The organism is Bradyrhizobium sp. WSM2793 (assembly GCF_000379585.1).
GTDB lineage: Bacteria > Pseudomonadota > Alphaproteobacteria > Rhizobiales > Xanthobacteraceae > Bradyrhizobium.
In genome coordinates, this window is sequence record NZ_KB902783.1 from 47,006 (window position 1) to 63,588 (window position 16,583).

The window sequence follows — 16,583 nt, forward strand, 5'->3', positions numbered from 1 at the left end:
CATTCGATCCAAGAGGCATTATCGATGTTCAAACGATCTTCTGTTCACTACGGGCGAATGCCCGAGCCGATTACGCCTTATCAAAAGGCGGCGCAGGTTTGGGACGAACGCATTGGATCGGCGCGCGTGCAAGCCAAGAACTGGCGCCTGATGGCTTTCGGTTGCTTAATGCTATCGGCCGGTCTTGCAGGTAGCCTCGTCTGGCAATCGAGCCAGGGCTCGATCACGCCCTGGGTGGTCGAAGTCGACCATTTCGGTCAGGCCCAAAGGGTTGCGCCGGCCAACATCGACTATCAACCTACTGACGCTCAGATCGCCTACCATCTGGCGCGCTTCATCGAGGACGTCAGAGGCCTCCCGGCCGACGGTATCGTTCTGCGCCAGAACTGGCTCCGGGCCTATGATTTTACGACCGATCGCGGCGCGGCTGCGCTCAATGACTACGCGCGCAACAATGACCCCTTTGCCAAATTGGGTAAGGCGCAAGTCTCCGTCGAGGTATCGAGCGTCATTCGCGCGTCTTCCGAAAGCTTTCGCGTCGCGTGGACGCAGCGCCTCTACGACAACGGCTCGTTGAGCTCGACTGAACGCTGGACTGCAATTCTCTCAATCGTGATCGCAACGCCTCGGGATGCCGAACGCCTGCGCAAGAATCCCCTTGGCGTCTATGTCCGCGCCATCAACTGGTCAAAGGAGTTGAGTCAGTGACCAAGACGTCGTCTGACGTTCATTCGAAGCATCCCTTCGGGCAAAGCAGACTCAGATCGGCTTGGCCCGACCTCGTGAATTTGAGGGGAGCATTTCTGTCCGCGCTCTTGGTTTGTTCGTCGGCGCTCGGCGGGTGCGCGACCTACATTCCGCCTGAGATCAGCTATGACGCTGAAGTGCCTCCGTTACCGGCGACGCCGGTGGCTCTCGACGACAGATCGCGGCCGCTTCATGTTCCACCCCTGTGGAAGCCTGCTCTCGGCGGCAAGTCGGCCGGGAAAGAAGAGCCAGAACCCGTGAACCGGGTTGAGACGGCAAACAGCGCAGCCCGGGTCGAACCGCGCAAACGCGGGTATTTTAACGCAGCGCAAATCTACGCGTATAGTCCAGGAGCGCTCTATCAGATTTACGCCGCGCCCGGGCAGATCACGGATATCGCGCTCGAGGAAGGAGAGCAGTTGACGGGATCGGGGCCCATCGCGGCTGGAGATACCGTCCGCTGGGTCGTGGGGGACACCGAGAGCGGGAGCGGCGACACACGACGCGTCCACATCCTGGTAAAGCCGACTCGTGCATCGATCGAGACCAACCTGGTCGTCAACACCGACCGGCGCACGTACCTGATCGAACTGCGCTCCCGCGAGCGGCCATACATGCCGTCTGTCGCCTGGTACTATCCAGAAACGGTGCGCGACCGAACCCGTCCGGTCGCTCTGAAGCCAGCTCTTCCGGATCCGGCGCAGCGTATCTCTCGCTATGCCATCGACGGAGACAGTCCCCCCTGGCGGCCGGTCGCCGCATATGACGATGGTCGCAAGGTCTATATCGAATTCCCGCAAGGCATCGTGCAAGGCGAGATGCCACCTCTCTTTGTCATCGGCCCGGACGGCAAGACCGAACTCGTGAACTATCGCGCCTACGGCAACGTGTTGATTGTCGATCGGCTGTTTGCGGCCGCCGAACTGCGGCTTGGCGGTGAGCACCACCAGAAGGTCAGGATTATCAGGACCGACGGGAGGCCGCAGTCATGAGCGTCGGGAATGGAAATATTAGCGAGCAATCTGTCTCGCCAACGACACAAGAGGATGGGGCTGGGAGCTTCCGGCTAAGAGCTGAGCATCCGCGCGTGACCCGGCTGTCCCGGAAAGTCCTGGCCGGAGGGAGCGCAGTGGTGTTGCTCGTCATGGGCGGAGTCGTGATGTGGTCGCTCCAGTCCAGTCGACCTCGAAGCCAGGCGGCCGACGAGCTTTACAGCACCGACCACCACAACGTTGCCGACGGTATTACGACGCTGCCGAAGGACTATTCCGGCGTTCAGCGCCAGCCAGTCCCGCAGCTTGGTCCGCCGCTCCCCGGCGACCTCGGCCGGCCGATTCTGGCCGCTCAAGGTCAGTCGCCGGCGATCGGCGCTGATCCGGAACAGCAGCGCCGGGATCAAGAGACCGAGGCAGCCCGCATCAGCCATTTGTTCGCTGCGACCAACGGAGGAGCAGTCCGTCCGCCCGCCGCTGCGGCTGTTGGAACAGACCGTATTGCCTCGCCGAACGCGACGAACTCAGCCGACGACGGATTTGGGCAGAACGGCCAGGACCGAAAGCTTGCCTTCCTCAGCGCAAGCGTGGACCGTCGCACAGTCAGTCCTGACCGTGTCACGAGGCCAGCTTCACCATATATCGTGCAGGCGGGGACGATCATTCCGGGAGCCCTGATCACGGGAATCCGGTCGGACCTGCCCGGCCAGATTACTGCGCAGGTCACCGAGAACGTGTATGACACGCCGACCGGTCGCTTTCTGCTTGTGCCTCAGGGAGCGCGCCTGATCGGCATCTACGATAGCCAGGTCACATTCGGTCAGTCCCGCGTCCTGCTGGTCTGGACGCGGCTGATCATGCCGAATGGACGTTCCATCGTTCTTGAGCGGCAGCCGGGCGCTGATTCCGCAGGTTACGCGGGCCTGGAAGACCAGGTCGACAATCACTGGGGCGAGCTGTTCAAGGCTGCGGCTCTATCCACATTTCTGGCGGTCGGGACCGAGCTGGGGGCCGGCTCGGACAGCAACAGCAACAACAGCGCAATCATCCAGGCATTGCGACACGGCGCCTCGGACTCACTGAACCAGACTGGACAGCAGGTCGTTCGGCGCAGTCTCAACATCCAGCCCACTCTGACCGTGCGACCCGGCTTCCCTGTTCGCGTTGTCGTCAATCGTGACCTCATACTTGCGCCTTACGGAGGGTAGGGGATGCCCAAGCTTAGAATAGCAGCGCTGCCCGATGACAAGCCCGTCAAGGTCGCCGCTGAACTTCCAGCGTCAGTGCATCGAGATCTCGTCGCCTATGCAGAGGCCTTGGCAAGCGAAAGTGGGCAGCGCATCGACCCCGCAAAGCTGATCGCGCCCATGCTGGCGCGCTTTATGGCCACGGACCGCGGGTTTGCAAAGGCGAGACGAGCTGGTCATTCTCCGAAGGCCGGCGAGGGTGAGGGATAGCGTTCAGTCAACAAATTGAGGAAACGCTTCAAGGTCGGATTCTCATTGTCGTCGCGCCAATGGGCATAGAAGCCGATACGGCTCGGGCCGGCGCCGTCGCATAATTCTCGATAGACCAAGCCAGCGAAGCTGGCGCCCATGTCCGACTCCATGACAAGGCCGATTCCGAGTCCCATACTGATCAGGCTCTTTATGATACCTCGGCTCACATCATGCCTCTCGATTGTTGGGCGATGTTCGTCTGCCACCAGCTTAGCAATCAACAGGTCTTCGAGACCGGTTGGATCATACTCGCTTACGAGGATCGTCTGTCCGCGCAGATCTGTCCAGTAGACGAACTCGTGCGCGGCCAGAGGATGATCATTCGGAACCAAAGCTAGTGTGCGCTCACTCCAGACGGGCAGCGTTTCGGCGTCCGGGTGCGGCTTTTGCCCCGGAACGATGATTATATCGAGAGTCCCATTCCTGAGGGCGCTCATTAACGAGGTGCGAGGCCGCTCCACGGTCGTCAGGTCGACCTGCGGGAAATTGCTTCTGAACTCGACTATGGTCGCTCTCAAGTTCCCGGCGGAAATAGAAGTGCAGAAGCCCATCCTGAGACATCCGGCTTCGCCGCGACCGCTGGACCCAGCGGCCACCAGCATCGCCTCGACCTGCTCCAGAACTGTCCTTGATATCCGCAGGACACTCTGACCTGCGGCGGTGGGCATAACCCCTGTGCTGGAGCGCTCAAACAATGTCGCCCCCACCAGATGTTCAAGTTGGCGGACCAGGCGGCTTAACGCGGAATGTCGGATCACCAGATGTTCCGATGCCCGGCGAAGGCTTCCGCAATCTGCGGCAGCGATTGCCGCCCGCAAGTGACGTAACTCGACTTGAGCTGCCCTATGAGCAGGAGCCATTTGAAGCTTCCTGGTATCGGGAGTCCGACGGTAGAGCCTTGGCTGGTCATTCCAGCCAAATATCACGCCGCCTTCATTGCAGGTTCCCACAGTACGGGAGACTGCAGGTTTCCTGCACTTCGTACCTGCGCCAGGCATTCCGAGGAGACCTCGAGATACCCGGCAACTGCGTCAGTATTGCCAAATCGTCGTGGCTGACCCATTCGGCGCAGGGGCCACCCCGCTCGCCTCAATATGCGGTCCATGCGGGTATCAGTAACGGTCACAATGTCTGTTAACCAAGCGATGATGCCGGCGCAGCTTCGTCTCCGAGTATCTTTTTATGGCGATGATGATCCCAACTAGAGTAGGGGATGTACCAGCATGAGGCGAACGGGATGATTCAACCGAGCGCAGAGACAGGAATGTCCAGCGCGGCGCCGTTTTCCAGAAGGCTTTTGAGGTTCGACAGAATGGCAGGCCAGCCCTTGGAAATGTCCTCCAGGAATTTGCTGCCTTCGGCAAACCCTTCATGCGTCAGAGTCAGCTTGACCACCGTTCCATGCTGTTCGATCTTGAATGTAACCGTTGACGGCCTCTCGTTCCGGTACGCCTCCTTCGTAACATGCTTAAACGTGTAGGAAAGCCGCCGGGGTCGATCGGCCTCGAGGATCTCTCCGGTCTCGGTGGTAACGCCGTTCATGACGAGCGCTAGCGGCGAACCAGATCTCCAGTCACTTCGTAGCTCCGCGCCGAACCAATAGCGTTTCGAGAAGTAGCTCGACGTTAAGGCCTCCCACAGCGTCTCGGGCGTCGTCTTTATGAAGATTACGTAGACGAATTCCGGCTTCCGCATCTCGCTTCTCCAGTTGTCGCTCCTACCAGCAAATTCAATGTTCGGGTCTTTGGGCATGACCGGTCCGCGGCTCACGCTCCGGCTGAAGGAGGGCCCCAGGCCCCCCCGTGCATCTAGCGTGCTATCTGAGCCTCCAAGGTATTCGGCGAGGCGGCTTGAGAAACTCGGCGCACTACTGGCGCAAAAGCCATTCGATCTTGGAGCGTCAGCCGTGTGCATCACGGCTGTCCATGGGCACTTGATCGCGATCGAACATTCCGTAATCGCGGATGACCGTTGCCACGCGGAGCCGGTAATCCTTAAAGACATCGCGCCGGCTACCCGCCTGCACAGCCCGGTGAATTTGAGCTCTACGCCAATTATCAACGGCTGCCTCGTCCCGCCAGATCGAGAGGGCCAACAGCTTTTCAGGATCTACCACGCTCTGGAACCTCTCGATTGATATGAAGCCATTCAGCGAAGCTAGGTGCGTGGATAAGGCAGTACCCATATCCAGATAACTCTGTTTCTTTCCAGGAGCCGGCCAGGATTCAAAAATTACGGCAATCATGAATCGTCTGCTTTCTTACGATGGAATCGTCGGTCATCTCTAACCGAAGGGAGCGGATGTCCTTCGGGCGCCAGCTTCTCCAAGAGGTGCCAAGTTGTATTGTAAAATTGCGACAAGCGAGCTTGGGCTCAGCTGGCGGTCGTCAAGAACACACCGTTAAGTTCGGCTGAATGCAATTCGCCGCGGGCCAAAGAAAGCAACGGGCCTGCGTCAGTGGTAGACCAATTCTCAAGCATCGTTGCTGCGTCGCCGTTACGGCGCTTGGAAAGTTTGCGATGGCGATGTCGATAGATCATACTGCCGTTCGTCCTGCACAGAAGCCTACGGCGGCCAGTCGGTTGTGGCTCGGTCGAGAGGCGAGCGCGGGTAACCTGGATCTGGCGAGAACATCGAGAGGATTGGGAGCGACACGATCTTGAAGAAGTTCAGCATTGTCCCAATCGCCCCATTGCGCCCCTACGTTGAACGCTTGTGGGGATGGGAGAGTATCGGCCAGGAGGTTGTCGAGCTACCCACCTTGCTGCCGGGGACTGGAGCAGAGATATTCTTCCACTATGGCAGGCCGTTCATCCAAAAGCGGGAAGGCAAGGATCACGTATTCGACGAAGCGCATTTGATATGCGTGCGGCGAAAGCCCATTCAGTTACGCCCACAGCGTGACGTTGGCTTTATCGCTGTGAGGCTGCGAGCGGGACGAATGCATAGGTTCCTCAACGTGCCCGGACAGGATCTAATTGACGGAACCCATTCAGTCATGGAGCTCTGGGAAAGCCGTGGTCGTCAACTATCACTTGAAGTGTCTAACGCTCGTTCGAAAGAGGGCGCGTCAGGAATAATTCAGCGCTTCTTGCTTGAACGGCTTGAGTGCAGACGATCGGACGAGCTTGTCGAAAATGCGATCTCGGCAATCTATCAAAATCATGCTGCGGCCTCGATAGATAACCTTGCTTTGCGGTTCGGCGTCGCGAGACGTGAGCTGGAGCGTCGGTTCAAAACGCTGACGGCCCAGACACCTGTAGAGTTTCGAAAATTGAGTCGAGTTCAACATGTTATGCGCGAGCTGTTGCTCGATCCGTCTGCGCATGTTCTGGATGTAGTGCTTTCACACGGCTTCTACGATCAGGCACATTTCATTCATGCCTTTGCTGAACTCCAATTGGGATCGCCTCTGCGGCATCTTGCGCTGGCCCGTACCAAACCGCATTTTTACAATACTTCGTTGAGCGGCGCGGCCAACATCTCAGCCAAAGTGGCGAACACGGGGACAAGCCGCAATGTACCTGCTACTCGCCGAGATGACTGCCCGGCAGTCCGCAACGGCGGAAGTTGAGCGCATTTTGCGCAACCTGGTTGAAATGACCCGCGATGAACCCGACGCTATAACTTACAATGTTCATCGGCATCAGGACGATATCAACCGCTTCCTTGTCTACGAACTGTATAAAGATCGCGATGCTTGCGACGCGCATCTCTCGCGCCATCCGATTAAGGTTTTGATTGCTCGACTTCAGCCCCTCCTTGTCACTCCCCCGCGGATCTCCTGCTGCACGACCGTCGCGGTGATGGAAATTTGAAGCCAAAGTGTATGGTCGAGAACGAAGCATGGCAGTGAGGCTGCGGCGATGAGAGTCGACATGGTTGCGATCCGTGAGGCCCACGTGAAGCTTTCCAACTCGGGGCGCTGGGGTAAGGACGATCAGATAGGCACGTTGAACAATATAACGGCCGACGACGTCGTCCAGGCGGGCCAACTGATCAAGAAGGGCAGGGTGTTCTCCCTTGGTCTGCCGCTGAAGGGAGCCGATACAGTCTGGCTTGTTTGGCGGGCGAACGGAACATCGAGCGGCCCGACCCATCGGGAACCCGTAATACCAGTGGACGTTGCACATCGATTACTGCCACCAGATCCAAGGTCGGAACAATGACGACAACGGATTGGCCTCTTCCCGAGCGCTTCACATTTCAGGGGCACTCAATCGCTTGGGGAGCAATGGGCGAGGGTCCGCCCGCGGTTTTGCTGCATGGTACGCCCTTTTCATCCTCGGAGTGGCGCAGAATTGGGCCGTTGCTTGCCCGGCAGCGACGTGTCTATTGCTTCGACATGCTTGGTTACGGTCGATCCGACAAACCGGACGGTGACGTGTCACGCGGCGTTCAGAATGAGCTCTTCGCAGCGCTCTATCGTCACTGGGGCCTACAAGACCCCGATGTGGTCGCGCACGATTTCGGCGGGTCCACAGCGCTACGCGCTCATTTGCTTAACGCGCTGAACTATCGATCGTTGGTGCTAATCGATCCGGTCGCAATCAGCCCGCAAGGCTCACCGCTGGTTCGTATTGCCAAGGAATACGAGAAGGTCTTTTCCGGACTCCCATCCTACGTTCACGAAGCAATCCTGCGCGCCTACATCGGCGGCGCAGTTGCCAACGCGTTACGTGACGATGAGATGACGCTCTATCTTGCACCGTGGCTGCGAGCAGAAGGTCAACAAGCTTTCTGGCGCCAGGTCGCGCAGATGGACGACAAATACTCGCAAGAGGTTGAGTGGTGATACGGCGAGATCCGCTGTCCCGTTACGATCCTGTGGGGAGAGGATGACGAGTGGATTCCACTTGAAGACGGTCGCGAGCTTGCGCACCGCATTCCAGGCGCGGCCTTTCATACCATACCCAGTGCAAAGCATCTCGTACAGGAAGACGCTCCGGAAGCAATCATATCGGCCGTACTAGGCTTCTGGCGAGACCTAGAGGAGGGGGATTAACGTCCGCAGTGGTTCATTCGCTTGGACGTTGCTAGGTCCGTTACCAGTCCGCTCTACTGAGTTTCCGGTCCGCGTTCTGGACCCAACCAGCCTGAGGGGCGAGGCGGCTCAAGTCGATCCGTGTGACGACTTGCTCGCCAAGCCTGGCGCACCGCGGTCGATGAAGATGGGCACCACTGTTTCGCCGCGGCACTACGATGAACCACGCGTTCGATCATGGAGCGGTCTCAGGCCATGTGCAGCGGTTTCCCATCCGCGGCCGCGACCAACCGAACGCCCTCGCGGTTGGCGGCTTCGCGTAGGCCGATCTCGACATCAGGATGCTCGCGATATTTGTCGGGTTTGTTGAACTGCCTGTAGTGGATGGGACAGAATCCGAGCTCTTAGAAGCCGAGCCGCTACCGCCGCCTGATCAGGCGTTAGCGTTCCCGGCAGATTGGATGGTTCCATTCCAGACAAGCGAGCAATAACCCGTTTGCCGGCAGGAAAGCGACATCGAAGCTCGGGAAGCGTTCCGAGATGCGCCACCAGCTTCCATGCCAGATCGTATCGCCGCCATGGAATATGCGGTGCTCGCCGATCCGTCTGCGCGTATTCTAGATGTCGCGCTTTCACACGGCATTTCATTCATACCTTTTCCGGGCTCAATTTGGGCTCGCCTGTCCGGCATCTTACGCTCGCTCGGACCAAGCCGCATTTTTACAATACCACGCTGCTCGGCGCCGCCAACATCTCAGCGAAAGTGACGAACAACGGGAAACCAGCCGCAATGTACTTGCTACTCGCCGAAATGACCGCCCGGCAGTCCGCAACGGCGGAAGTTGAGCATATTTTACGCAGCCTGGTCGAAATGACCCGCGATGAACCCGACACCGTCACTTACAACGCACATCGGCATCAGCACGATGCCAGCCGTTTCCTTGTCTACGAACTGTACAAAGATCGTGGTGCTTGCGATGCACATCTCTCGCGCGATCCAATCAAGGGTTTGATCGCTCGACTTCAGCCCCTTCTTGTGGCTCCCCCTCATATCTCCTGCTGCACGACCATAGCAGTAATGGAAATCTGAGGCCAAGATCGGTCGTCTTCTGAAGAGCGTTCGGATTCGGCAGGCGTTCACAAGAACGAGGTGAAGCATTGAAAGTCGACATGGTTGCAATCCGTGAGGCCCACGTGAAGCTTTCCAACTGGGGACGCTGGGGTAAGGACGATCAGATTGGAACGTTGAACAATATAACGCCCGACGACGTCGTAAAAGCGGGCCAACTGATCAAGACGGGCAGGGTGTTCTCCCTTGGTCTGTCGCTGAAGGAGCCGATACAGTCTGGCTTGTTTGGCGGCCGTTGGAATCCGATCCACACGATGCTTGCCACCGGGACCGATGCGGCCGCGGGCAACCAGGACGCGCCATCACCGCATCTGCGTTACGCGGACGATGCAATTAACATGCCCTGTCAGGCCTCGACGCAGTGGGATGCGTTGTGCCACATTTTTTACGGCCACAAGATGTACAACGGCTATGACGCAAAGCTGGTCGACGCGCGCGGCGCCAGGAAGCTAGGCATTGAACACATGCGCGATAAAATGGCCGGCCGCGGCGTGCTGCTCGATATCGCCCGGTTCAGGAAAGTTGACTCCCTGGATGATGGTTATGGGATCACCTGTGATGAGCTGGACGCTTGCGCCGAACAGCAGGGCGTCGAAATTCGCAAGGGCGATTTTGTGATCGTCCGGACTGGCCATCAGGAGCGCTGCCTCACGAAAAAGGACTGGAGTGGCTATGCAGGTGGGAACGCGCCGGGCATGGCCTTCGAGACCTGCTATTGGATCCGCCAAAAAGACATCGCCGCGATCTGCACGGATACATGGGGCTGCGAAGTGCGCCCGAACGAAACCGATGAGGCCAATCAACCGTGGCATTGGGTGGTGATGCCCGCGATCGGTATTTCGATGGGCGAGATTTTCTACCTTAAGGAGCTCGCTGAAGATTGCGCCCAGGACAAGGTGTATGAATTCTTCTTCAGTGCGCCACCACTGCATCTGCCGGGTGGTGCCGGGTCGCCGGTCAATCCTCAAGCCATTAAGTAGACTTGAGCTTCACCGGGGCTAGGTATCTCAAATGGCTCCGCTTATGGCGGAGCGAAGTGCGACTTCTGCGATGAATGAGGGATGCTGATGTATGTCATCATGGGAGGTACTGGACACATTGGTTCAGCCACCGCGAACATCCTGCTCTCTTTGGGGAAGGCGGTTACAATTGTTTCCCGTAACTCCGGCCACGCAGGCGGCTGGCGTAAGAAAGGAGCAGAGATTGTCGAGGCAGACCTCAACGACGTTTCGTCGCTCCACGCAGCCCTTCGTCGCGGTCGCCGCGCCTTGCTTCTCAATCCGCCTGCCGATCCGACTACAGACACGGACGCGGTTGAGAAACGCACGGTGGCCAGCATTCTCGAAGCGCTGGCAGGATCAGGACTGGAGAAGGTCGTTGCTGTGTCAACTGGTGGCGCTCAATCAGGTGACCGCATCGGCGATCTGAACACCCTCTGGGAATTCGAGGAGGGGCTACGGCGGCAGCCAATCCCAACCGCGATAAATCGAGGGGCATACTACATGAGCAATTGGGACGGCCTGCTCGACACCGTTCGCGCGACGGGCAAGCTGCCGAGCATGTTTCCGGCCGAACTTTCCGTTCCAATGGTCGCCCCGCAGGATCTGGGCCGATTCGCGGCAGACAGATTATTGTCCGGCACGGATGACGTGGGTGTGCGCTATATGGAGGGTCCGGAGCGCTATTCACCCGCAGATGTCGCCAGGGCTTTTTCGGAAGCGCTCGGACGGCCAATAGACGTTGAGGTAAAGCCACGTGCGGAGTGGTATGATGGGTTTCTGCAGCTCGGGTTTTCGGAGGCCGCCGCTCTATCGTACACCCGGATGACGGAATTGTGCGTCGACAATGGATTCGACATGCCTGCTGATGCGTCGCGAGGAGCGATCACGCTCGAACGATATATCGATAGTCTGGTAGTCCGCGCCGCGAAAAATTGACGTATTGGCGGATCGCGTGGACTGCGAGTTTTGAGCGAAGCCTCTGGCCACACGGCTCGATTACATTCGTTGCGAGCTGCGGCTGTCAACGTGGAGGTAGTCGCGTTGTGGAGGTAGTCGCCTTTACTGGGCGTAAGGTCGATGCTGCGCAAGAAGTGCCGGTCCCATGGCCGACCGGCAGCCATGAGCCCGCCCAATTGGGGCATACAATATGCTTGTGTTCTTGCTCTGCGAAACCTTCGGAACAGATTGTCTGCTTCAAAACAGCTTCGCCATTCAGCCGCAGCACGACCAGAGGTTCAATATTTCAGATCAGTGCGTCGAGCCTTGCAGTTGCGATGGAGGAAGCCATTCGGGTCGACTACCTGGATATGAGATGCTTAGCCGCAATAGCTTCAGCCTTGATAGCGAGCATAGCCTCGAGGCAATCGCGTTTGCCGCTCTTGCTCATTCGTCAGCAAGTTCGCGTGCGATCAATTCCACTGCGAATTTGAGGAAAGCCCTCTGATTGAGGCCGCTGGGGTCTTCAGCCACGCTCGCCAGTAAAGCATCACCTGCCATCGCCGCATGCATGTGGGCCGCACTCAAGAGAGCGATGGCGTATTGGGTGGACGCCAGCCGCGGCGCCGCATGCCCGGCCTTCCGCGCGGTTTCGATCCGCGCGCGATGCACACGCTTGACGAGCGATCCGAGCATCCCTGATCCTTTTGGCCGCCAGCCTGCCAGGCTGAGCCAGAGCGCGAGCCTGGCGGCGCGTTCATCGGCATAGGCGCGCTGAAACAGCCGACCCAGGGCTGCGACATCGATCTGGCCGGGCGCCCAGCCTTCGACGGTCGCGTCAATATCATCCACCAGCCGGCGACCGATCCGGCGCAGCAGGGCATCCATCAACGCTTCGCGGGTGCCGAAATGGTAGTGGACCGCAGCGTCGGTGATGCCGAGATCTGCAGCAATGCGCTGAATGCGCACGCCTTCGGGCCCCTCGTCATGCAGTCGCCGTTCTGCGGCATCCAGGATCGCAAACTTCGCGGCTTGCGGAGTCCGACGCTGTCGCGTTGCCATTGACATCCTTCCAGCATAGAGTTTACCTTTACTTAGGGTACCCTAAGTAAGGAATTTGTCCATGGAGGATTGGTATCCCGAGGCCCTGGCGATGATCGCCACCAAGCTCGGCGTATCCTTTTCCGACCTCGCTCCGCCGCAGTCCCGCCGTCTCCGCACGCGGGGCGGACCTGAGATCCACGCCCTCGATTGGGGCGGGCAGGGACCGTGTGTGGTGCTGCTGCATGGCGGCGCTCTCTCAGCTCGCACCTGGGATTACGTGGCGCTTGGGCTGCGGACCGAGTTTCGGCTTGTGGCGCTCGACTTGCGCGGCCACGGCGCCAGCGACTGGGCCGACGACTATTCGATCGAGAGCTATGCTGCGGACGTTTCGGCCGTGCTCGACGGACTTTCGATCGAACGCACGCACCTCGCCGGCATGTCGTTAGGCGGGATCGTGGCTTGCGAATTCGCATTGCGCCATCCCGCCCGGACCGAGAGCCTCACGATGGTCGACGTGGTCTCCAGGCCGATCTTCGCCGCAACTGCGCGGATGCGCAGCTTCATCAACGACTTTCGAGGCGCCTCCACGATCGACGACGTGGTCGAGATGGCGCTTGCGGTCAGTCCCAAGAGCGATCCACAGCGCCTGCATTATCGGATGCGTGTCCTCTTGAGGCGTCACGACGACGAGCGCCTGCTTTGGAGAGCCGACCGCCGTCGTCCAACTGACTTTGCCGCGATCCTGCGCCATCTCGCAGGATTGGAGACGCGGGTCCGCGAGATGGCCGCACCGTTTCTGCTGGCCAGGGGCGGGGACAGCCTGATCGTCACCAGAGAGGCTGCGCACAGTTTCACCGCGCGATTTCCCAACGGGCGATGGCTCGAAATCCCTGGCGCGGGCCATAACGTCCAGGAAGACAATCCGCGTGAGCTGACCAGCGCATTAAGGGATTTTTGGGCTGGACGGCTGCCGAGCATGACGCTGGATGACGTCGGACGCCGCACTGCACAGGGTAGCTAATCAGGAGCAGATATGAAGAATCTGATTACGGATATCGATGGTGTCCTCGTCGGAAACGCGGAGGACGAGAACGTTGCCTCGGGAGTGAGCGTCGTCCTCTTCGAGCAACCAGCTGTTGCGTCGATTGCGATCCACGGCGGCGCGCCTGGCCTTCGGGACGGAGCCCTTCTTGAGCCCGAGATGACGGTGTCCTCAGTTGACGCCATCGTATTGTCCGGCGGATCGGCGTTCGGTCTGGATGCACCTGGCGGCGTACAAGCGCGCCTGCTCGAACTCGGGCGAGGGCTTCAGGTCGGCCCAGCGCGCGTGCCGATTGTTCCCGGCGCAATCCTTTTTGATCTTGCCAACGGCGGCAACAAGGATTGGGGACGCCGTCCACCCTATTGGGATCTCGGCTACCGGGCGGCAAGCACTGCGGGCGCGACGTTCGCCCTCGGCACGGCCGGCGTTGGCTATGGCCTGACCACCTATGACCTCAAAGGTGGACTTGGATCCGCAAGCGCAGTCACGTCTAACGGCTTCGGAGTGGGCGCGTTGGTTGGCGTGAACGCCGTTGGACGCGCCACACGCGGGGAGGGTCCGCATTTCTGGGCGGCCCCATACGAGCAGGAGGCGGAGTTCGGCGGCCTCGGGCAGGGCGGCCAATCCACCCGGGAAGTTCTGCAAATGAGAATCAAGGGCAACGCACCGGCAAACTCGACCATCGGCGTGGTCGTCACCGACGCAGCCCTTACCAAGGCGCAGATGAAGCGCGTCGCGATCATGGCCCAGGACGGGTTTGCGCTTTCGCTGCGGCCGGCCCACGCCCCGATGGACGGCGACATCGTGTTCGCGGCGACGACCGGCCGGGCCGCGCGCACGCCCGACCTCGCTGACCTCACCGAAATCGGGATGATGGCCGCCGAGTGCCTCGCGCGTGCCATCGCGAGAGGCATCTATGAAGCAACGCCGCTGGCCAACGGGGTGGCGCCGCCCAGCTGGCGTGAGGTTCATGGAGCGTCGGCCCCCGGAAGCGGCCGACAATAAGATTTGACGAGACTCAACTGGCCTCCACCGGAATGGCGTCAGTCGCGGCAAAGCTCTCGGCGGTTCGACGGACGGAGCGCCGCCGCCGAATCTACGAAGAGTCCCGTGGTGCTCGACCGCAGCGCGGACCAGCTCTCGACTGCCGCATTGACCGCTTCGCGGCTTGTGCGCTGGGCTTCTGGCAAAGACATGACCGCACTGTATATCTCGTTCGAAATTGCGAGCCTGCTGCCCGGCGGCTTCTCTCGCCACTGCCAGAATTGGTCGAATGCGTCGTTCATGGCTGCGACCTCCGCGTGGCGCGGAATGGATTGTCAATCGTGAAGGCATCCGGCCTGATGCCACTCTCGATACGTGGCCAGGTGACGGGTGCAGCAATTGGAAAGCCCTGCCGCGCCCGCGGCGAGTAGGTGCCGATGGCGGTGGTGCCGCGCCCGTTCCGTAAGTAATCGAGGAAGATTCGCCCGCTGCGCGTCGCCTGTGCCGAGAGGATATAGCGGGCGGGGTTGCGCGCTGCGAAGTCAGAGACGAGGCCTCGTGCAATTTGATGCGCCTGGTCGTGCAGTATGGGTTCACTAAGCGGCGCCATCAAATGGATGCCCTTACCTCCGGTCAACTTCGGCCAGGTGTCGAAGCCCTGACGTTTCATGGCCGCGCGGAGTTCGAGAGCAGTGTCGGCGACCAACTCCCATTCAATGCCATCTCCGGGATCGAGATCGATCACGATGTGATCGGCGTGCTCGAAATCGTCCACCGTCGAATTCCACGGGTGCAGCTCGATCGCTCCGATGTCGATTAAGCCGAGCAAGCCATCAAGACTGTCGATCCACAGGCGTGTACCTTGGCCGCCTTCGCGCTTTTGGATCCGGAGCTGATGCACCGCTTCCGGAATCTCCTTTGGAAGCGGTCCCTTGTGGTAGAACGTGGTGCCGTGGACGTGCCTGACGAGCTTCAGCGGACGATTGCCCAGGTGCGGTAGCGCCTTCCCCCAAACACGCTTCCAGTACTCCGCGAGTTCTTCCCTCGAGGGGACGACGGCGTCGGGCAGCAGTTGCAGGATGTTTTCCTTGGGGACTGCGAGCTTCGACCTTCCGACGGGGGAGGGGACCAGGCGAGGGGCCCTGACCTTCCTCACGGCGAGGTCGTCGCGAAGCCCCTTGAACACGGCCTCGCGCAGCAGGCCGTCGTCCGTCAGCGCGCCAAACTCGACTTCAGCGTCGACGGTGGGGGCGACCCAGGTGGCCTTTGGCTTCTTGATCCTGACGTCCAGCGGCGACGTGCGCCGGATCAATGGATCCAGCCGCTCGCGCAATTCACGCGCGGTGGTCTCCGTATAGCCCGTGCGGACCTTGCCAGCATAGAGCAGCTTGCCGTTCTCGCGACGGCCCACGTAGAGCGAGGCGATCTTGCGAGGATGGGCGCCAAGCTTCTCTACGAAAGCAACGATCGGAAAGGTTTCGCTCTTCTTGCACTTGAGCTTGATCCAAGTCTCCTGCCGGCCTGAGCGGTATGGTTGTCCAAGCCGCTTGGCGATGAGCCCTTCAAAGCCCAGCTCACACCCATTGTGGAAGATGCGGTCGCCATCTGCTTCCAGGCTTTCGACATAGATGAAGGTCTCGGGCGCATGCTTGAGCAGGGCCTGCAACAAGCGCTTGCGATCCTCATACGCAACGTTACGCAGATCGTAACCATCAAGGTAAAGCAGGTCGAATGCGTGGTAGCGGACACGCTCGCTGCACTTCTTGCCGAGCTCGCGCCGGAGCTGCTGAAAGTCCGGTAATCCGCCGCTGCCGTACACCACGGCTTCACCGTCGATGATCGCACTGTTTGCTTTCAGCTTGTGCGCCGCTGCGGCGATTGACGAAAACTGCTCGGTCCAGTCGTAACCCGTGCGCGAATATACTTTGACGTCACCGTCGTCGAGGTGTAGCTGCGCGCGGTAACCGTCGGCCTTGATCTCATAGACCCAACCTTGGCCGCGCGGCGGAGTCTCGCGCAACGTGGGGTCACAAGGGTCGATGTAACCTGGAATAGCAGCTTTGTGCGCCCCAGCGGCGCGCGATACTCCCAAGCGAGACTGACGCAACACTACGGCACACATGCGGATTCAACGCGTTCGGGCCGATTCGTTCCCTCCTGGAAATGAGCCTCCGCTGGTGAACGCGATCGCGCTTCGTCGCGGCTGGCCGGTTTTTAGGCCGAG

19 protein-coding genes are annotated in these 16,583 nt (G+C 59.7%); 12 read left to right on the forward strand and 7 right to left on the reverse strand.

Annotated features, from left to right (window positions below):
* The first annotated feature begins 24 nt into the window (after window positions 1-24).
* From trbF to A3AS_RS0118370, 4 genes are read left to right on the forward strand one after another with little or no spacing between them, the layout of a single operon-like run.
* Window positions 25-708: a conjugal transfer protein TrbF gene (gene trbF / locus A3AS_RS0118355; protein ID WP_018319032.1), complete on the forward strand. Its 684-nt coding sequence runs from the start codon at window positions 25-27 to the stop codon at window positions 706-708.
* A complete protein-coding gene (gene trbG, locus A3AS_RS0118360; RefSeq protein ID WP_018319033.1) occupies window positions 705-1,739 on the forward strand; it encodes a P-type conjugative transfer protein TrbG in 1,035 nt (344 codons plus the stop codon). The genes trbF and trbG overlap by 4 nt, the downstream gene beginning before the upstream one ends.
* A complete protein-coding gene (locus A3AS_RS0118365) occupies window positions 1,736-2,947 on the forward strand; it encodes a TrbI/VirB10 family protein (protein WP_018319034.1) in 1,212 nt (403 codons plus the stop codon). Before trbG ends, A3AS_RS0118365 begins: the two co-directional genes overlap by 4 nt.
* Before the next feature lie 3 nt (window positions 2,948-2,950).
* A complete protein-coding gene (locus tag A3AS_RS0118370; protein WP_018319035.1) occupies window positions 2,951-3,196 on the forward strand; it encodes a DUF2274 domain-containing protein in 246 nt (81 codons plus the stop codon).
* Here A3AS_RS0118370 and A3AS_RS0118375 read toward each other — a convergent pair.
* The 4 genes from A3AS_RS0118375 to A3AS_RS0118385 form a co-directional block, all read right to left on the reverse strand.
* Window positions 3,163-4,098, reverse strand: a complete 936-nt coding sequence (locus A3AS_RS0118375; protein ID WP_018319036.1) for a LysR family transcriptional regulator — start codon at window positions 4,096-4,098, stop codon at window positions 3,163-3,165. The genes A3AS_RS0118370 and A3AS_RS0118375 overlap by 34 nt on opposite strands.
* 62 nt (window positions 4,099-4,160) lie before the next feature.
* Window positions 4,161-4,364: an acyl-homoserine-lactone synthase gene (locus tag A3AS_RS45125; RefSeq protein WP_371260682.1), complete on the reverse strand. Its 204-nt coding sequence runs from the start codon at window positions 4,362-4,364 to the stop codon at window positions 4,161-4,163.
* Window positions 4,365-4,480: 116 nt separating this feature from the next.
* A complete protein-coding gene (locus A3AS_RS0118380; protein ID WP_018319037.1) occupies window positions 4,481-4,933 on the reverse strand; it encodes an SRPBCC family protein in 453 nt (150 codons plus the stop codon).
* A 205-nt stretch (window positions 4,934-5,138) separates the two neighbouring features.
* On the reverse strand, window positions 5,139-5,483 hold the full coding sequence (locus A3AS_RS0118385; protein ID WP_018319038.1) for an antibiotic biosynthesis monooxygenase: 345 nt from the start codon (window positions 5,481-5,483) through the stop codon (window positions 5,139-5,141).
* Between the two features lie 415 nt (window positions 5,484-5,898).
* On the opposite strand from A3AS_RS0118385, the gene A3AS_RS45130 reads away from it, so the two are divergent.
* The 6 genes from A3AS_RS45130 to A3AS_RS0118430 all read left to right on the forward strand — a co-directional run bounded on the left by A3AS_RS45130 (window position 5,899) and on the right by A3AS_RS0118430 (window position 11,289).
* Entirely contained in the window at window positions 5,899-6,813 is a 915-nt protein-coding gene (locus tag A3AS_RS45130) for an AraC family transcriptional regulator (RefSeq protein ID WP_084674841.1), read from the forward strand.
* Window positions 6,779-7,057, forward strand: coding sequence for a putative quinol monooxygenase (locus A3AS_RS50015; protein WP_371260686.1), 279 nt, complete (start codon window positions 6,779-6,781; stop codon window positions 7,055-7,057). The genes A3AS_RS45130 and A3AS_RS50015 overlap by 35 nt, the downstream gene beginning before the upstream one ends.
* Before the next feature lie 347 nt (window positions 7,058-7,404).
* Window positions 7,405-8,034 (forward strand): alpha/beta fold hydrolase, encoded by a 630-nt coding sequence (locus A3AS_RS0118405; protein ID WP_245283211.1) that lies wholly within the window; start codon window positions 7,405-7,407, stop codon window positions 8,032-8,034.
* 859 nt (window positions 8,035-8,893) lie between these two features.
* A complete protein-coding gene (locus tag A3AS_RS45140) occupies window positions 8,894-9,313 on the forward strand; it encodes a putative quinol monooxygenase (RefSeq protein WP_157644290.1) in 420 nt (139 codons plus the stop codon).
* A gap of 68 nt (window positions 9,314-9,381) precedes the next feature.
* Window positions 9,382-10,332 (forward strand): cyclase family protein, encoded by a 951-nt coding sequence (locus tag A3AS_RS0118425; RefSeq protein WP_018319045.1) that lies wholly within the window; start codon window positions 9,382-9,384, stop codon window positions 10,330-10,332.
* Between the two features lie 81 nt (window positions 10,333-10,413).
* Window positions 10,414-11,289 (forward strand): NAD(P)H-binding protein, encoded by an 876-nt coding sequence (locus A3AS_RS0118430; protein WP_018319046.1) that lies wholly within the window; start codon window positions 10,414-10,416, stop codon window positions 11,287-11,289.
* A gap of 447 nt (window positions 11,290-11,736) precedes the next feature.
* On the opposite strand, the gene A3AS_RS0118440 is transcribed toward A3AS_RS0118430, so the two are convergent.
* Window positions 11,737-12,351 (reverse strand): TetR/AcrR family transcriptional regulator, encoded by a 615-nt coding sequence (locus A3AS_RS0118440; protein ID WP_018319048.1) that lies wholly within the window; start codon window positions 12,349-12,351, stop codon window positions 11,737-11,739.
* A 61-nt stretch (window positions 12,352-12,412) separates the two neighbouring features.
* Here A3AS_RS0118440 and A3AS_RS0118445 point away from each other — a divergent pair, with 61 nt between their 5' ends.
* The gene (locus A3AS_RS0118445) at window positions 12,413-13,354 is read left to right on the forward strand and encodes an alpha/beta fold hydrolase (protein WP_018319049.1); all 942 of its coding nucleotides are present in this window, start codon (window positions 12,413-12,415) and stop codon (window positions 13,352-13,354) included.
* A gap of 12 nt (window positions 13,355-13,366) precedes the next feature.
* The gene (locus A3AS_RS0118450; protein WP_018319050.1) at window positions 13,367-14,380 is read left to right on the forward strand and encodes a P1 family peptidase; all 1,014 of its coding nucleotides are present in this window, start codon (window positions 13,367-13,369) and stop codon (window positions 14,378-14,380) included.
* 38 nt (window positions 14,381-14,418) lie between these two features.
* On the opposite strand, the gene A3AS_RS43535 is transcribed toward A3AS_RS0118450, so the two are convergent.
* Together A3AS_RS43535 and ligD are read right to left on the reverse strand one after the other, a co-directional pair.
* Window positions 14,419-14,661, reverse strand: a complete 243-nt coding sequence (locus A3AS_RS43535; protein WP_018319051.1) for a hypothetical protein — start codon at window positions 14,659-14,661, stop codon at window positions 14,419-14,421.
* Window positions 14,658-16,481 carry a DNA ligase D gene (ligD, locus tag A3AS_RS0118460; protein WP_049814913.1) on the reverse strand — a complete coding sequence of 608 codons (1,824 nt, stop codon included), beginning with the start codon at window positions 16,479-16,481 and terminating at the stop codon, window positions 14,658-14,660. The genes A3AS_RS43535 and ligD overlap by 4 nt, the downstream gene beginning before the upstream one ends.
* Between the last annotated feature and the right edge of the window lie 102 nt (window positions 16,482-16,583).

What these genes read in the sequence shown, in the direction of transcription:
- A3AS_RS0118365 (WP_018319034.1), top strand. Translation starts at nt 1,736, where the DNA reads ATGAGCGTCGGGAATGGAAATATTAGCGAGCAATCTGTCTCGCCAACG.
- A3AS_RS0118445 (WP_018319049.1), top strand. Translation starts at nt 12,413, where the DNA reads ATGGAGGATTGGTATCCCGAGGCCCTGGCGATGATCGCCACCAAGCTC.
- A3AS_RS0118450 (WP_018319050.1), top strand. Translation starts at nt 13,367, where the DNA reads ATGAAGAATCTGATTACGGATATCGATGGTGTCCTCGTCGGAAACGCG.
- A3AS_RS43535 (WP_018319051.1), bottom strand. Translation starts at nt 14,661, where the DNA reads ATGAACGACGCATTCGACCAATTCTGGCAGTGGCGAGAGAAGCCGCCG.
- trbF (WP_018319032.1), top strand. Translation starts at nt 25, where the DNA reads ATGTTCAAACGATCTTCTGTTCACTACGGGCGAATGCCCGAGCCGATT.
- A3AS_RS0118370 (WP_018319035.1), top strand. Translation starts at nt 2,951, where the DNA reads ATGCCCAAGCTTAGAATAGCAGCGCTGCCCGATGACAAGCCCGTCAAG.
- A3AS_RS0118440 (WP_018319048.1), bottom strand. Translation starts at nt 12,351, where the DNA reads ATGGCAACGCGACAGCGTCGGACTCCGCAAGCCGCGAAGTTTGCGATC.
- A3AS_RS50015 (WP_371260686.1), top strand. Translation starts at nt 6,779, where the DNA reads ATGACTGCCCGGCAGTCCGCAACGGCGGAAGTTGAGCGCATTTTGCGC.
- A3AS_RS0118380 (WP_018319037.1), bottom strand. Translation starts at nt 4,933, where the DNA reads ATGCGGAAGCCGGAATTCGTCTACGTAATCTTCATAAAGACGACGCCC.
- ligD (WP_049814913.1), bottom strand. Translation starts at nt 16,481, where the DNA reads ATGTGTGCCGTAGTGTTGCGTCAGTCTCGCTTGGGAGTATCGCGCGCC.
- A3AS_RS0118375 (WP_018319036.1), bottom strand. Translation starts at nt 4,098, where the DNA reads ATGGCTCCTGCTCATAGGGCAGCTCAAGTCGAGTTACGTCACTTGCGG.
- A3AS_RS0118430 (WP_018319046.1), top strand. Translation starts at nt 10,414, where the DNA reads ATGCTGATGTATGTCATCATGGGAGGTACTGGACACATTGGTTCAGCC.
- A3AS_RS0118405 (WP_245283211.1), top strand. Translation starts at nt 7,405, where the DNA reads ATGACGACAACGGATTGGCCTCTTCCCGAGCGCTTCACATTTCAGGGG.
- A3AS_RS0118385 (WP_018319038.1), bottom strand. Translation starts at nt 5,483, where the DNA reads ATGATTGCCGTAATTTTTGAATCCTGGCCGGCTCCTGGAAAGAAACAG.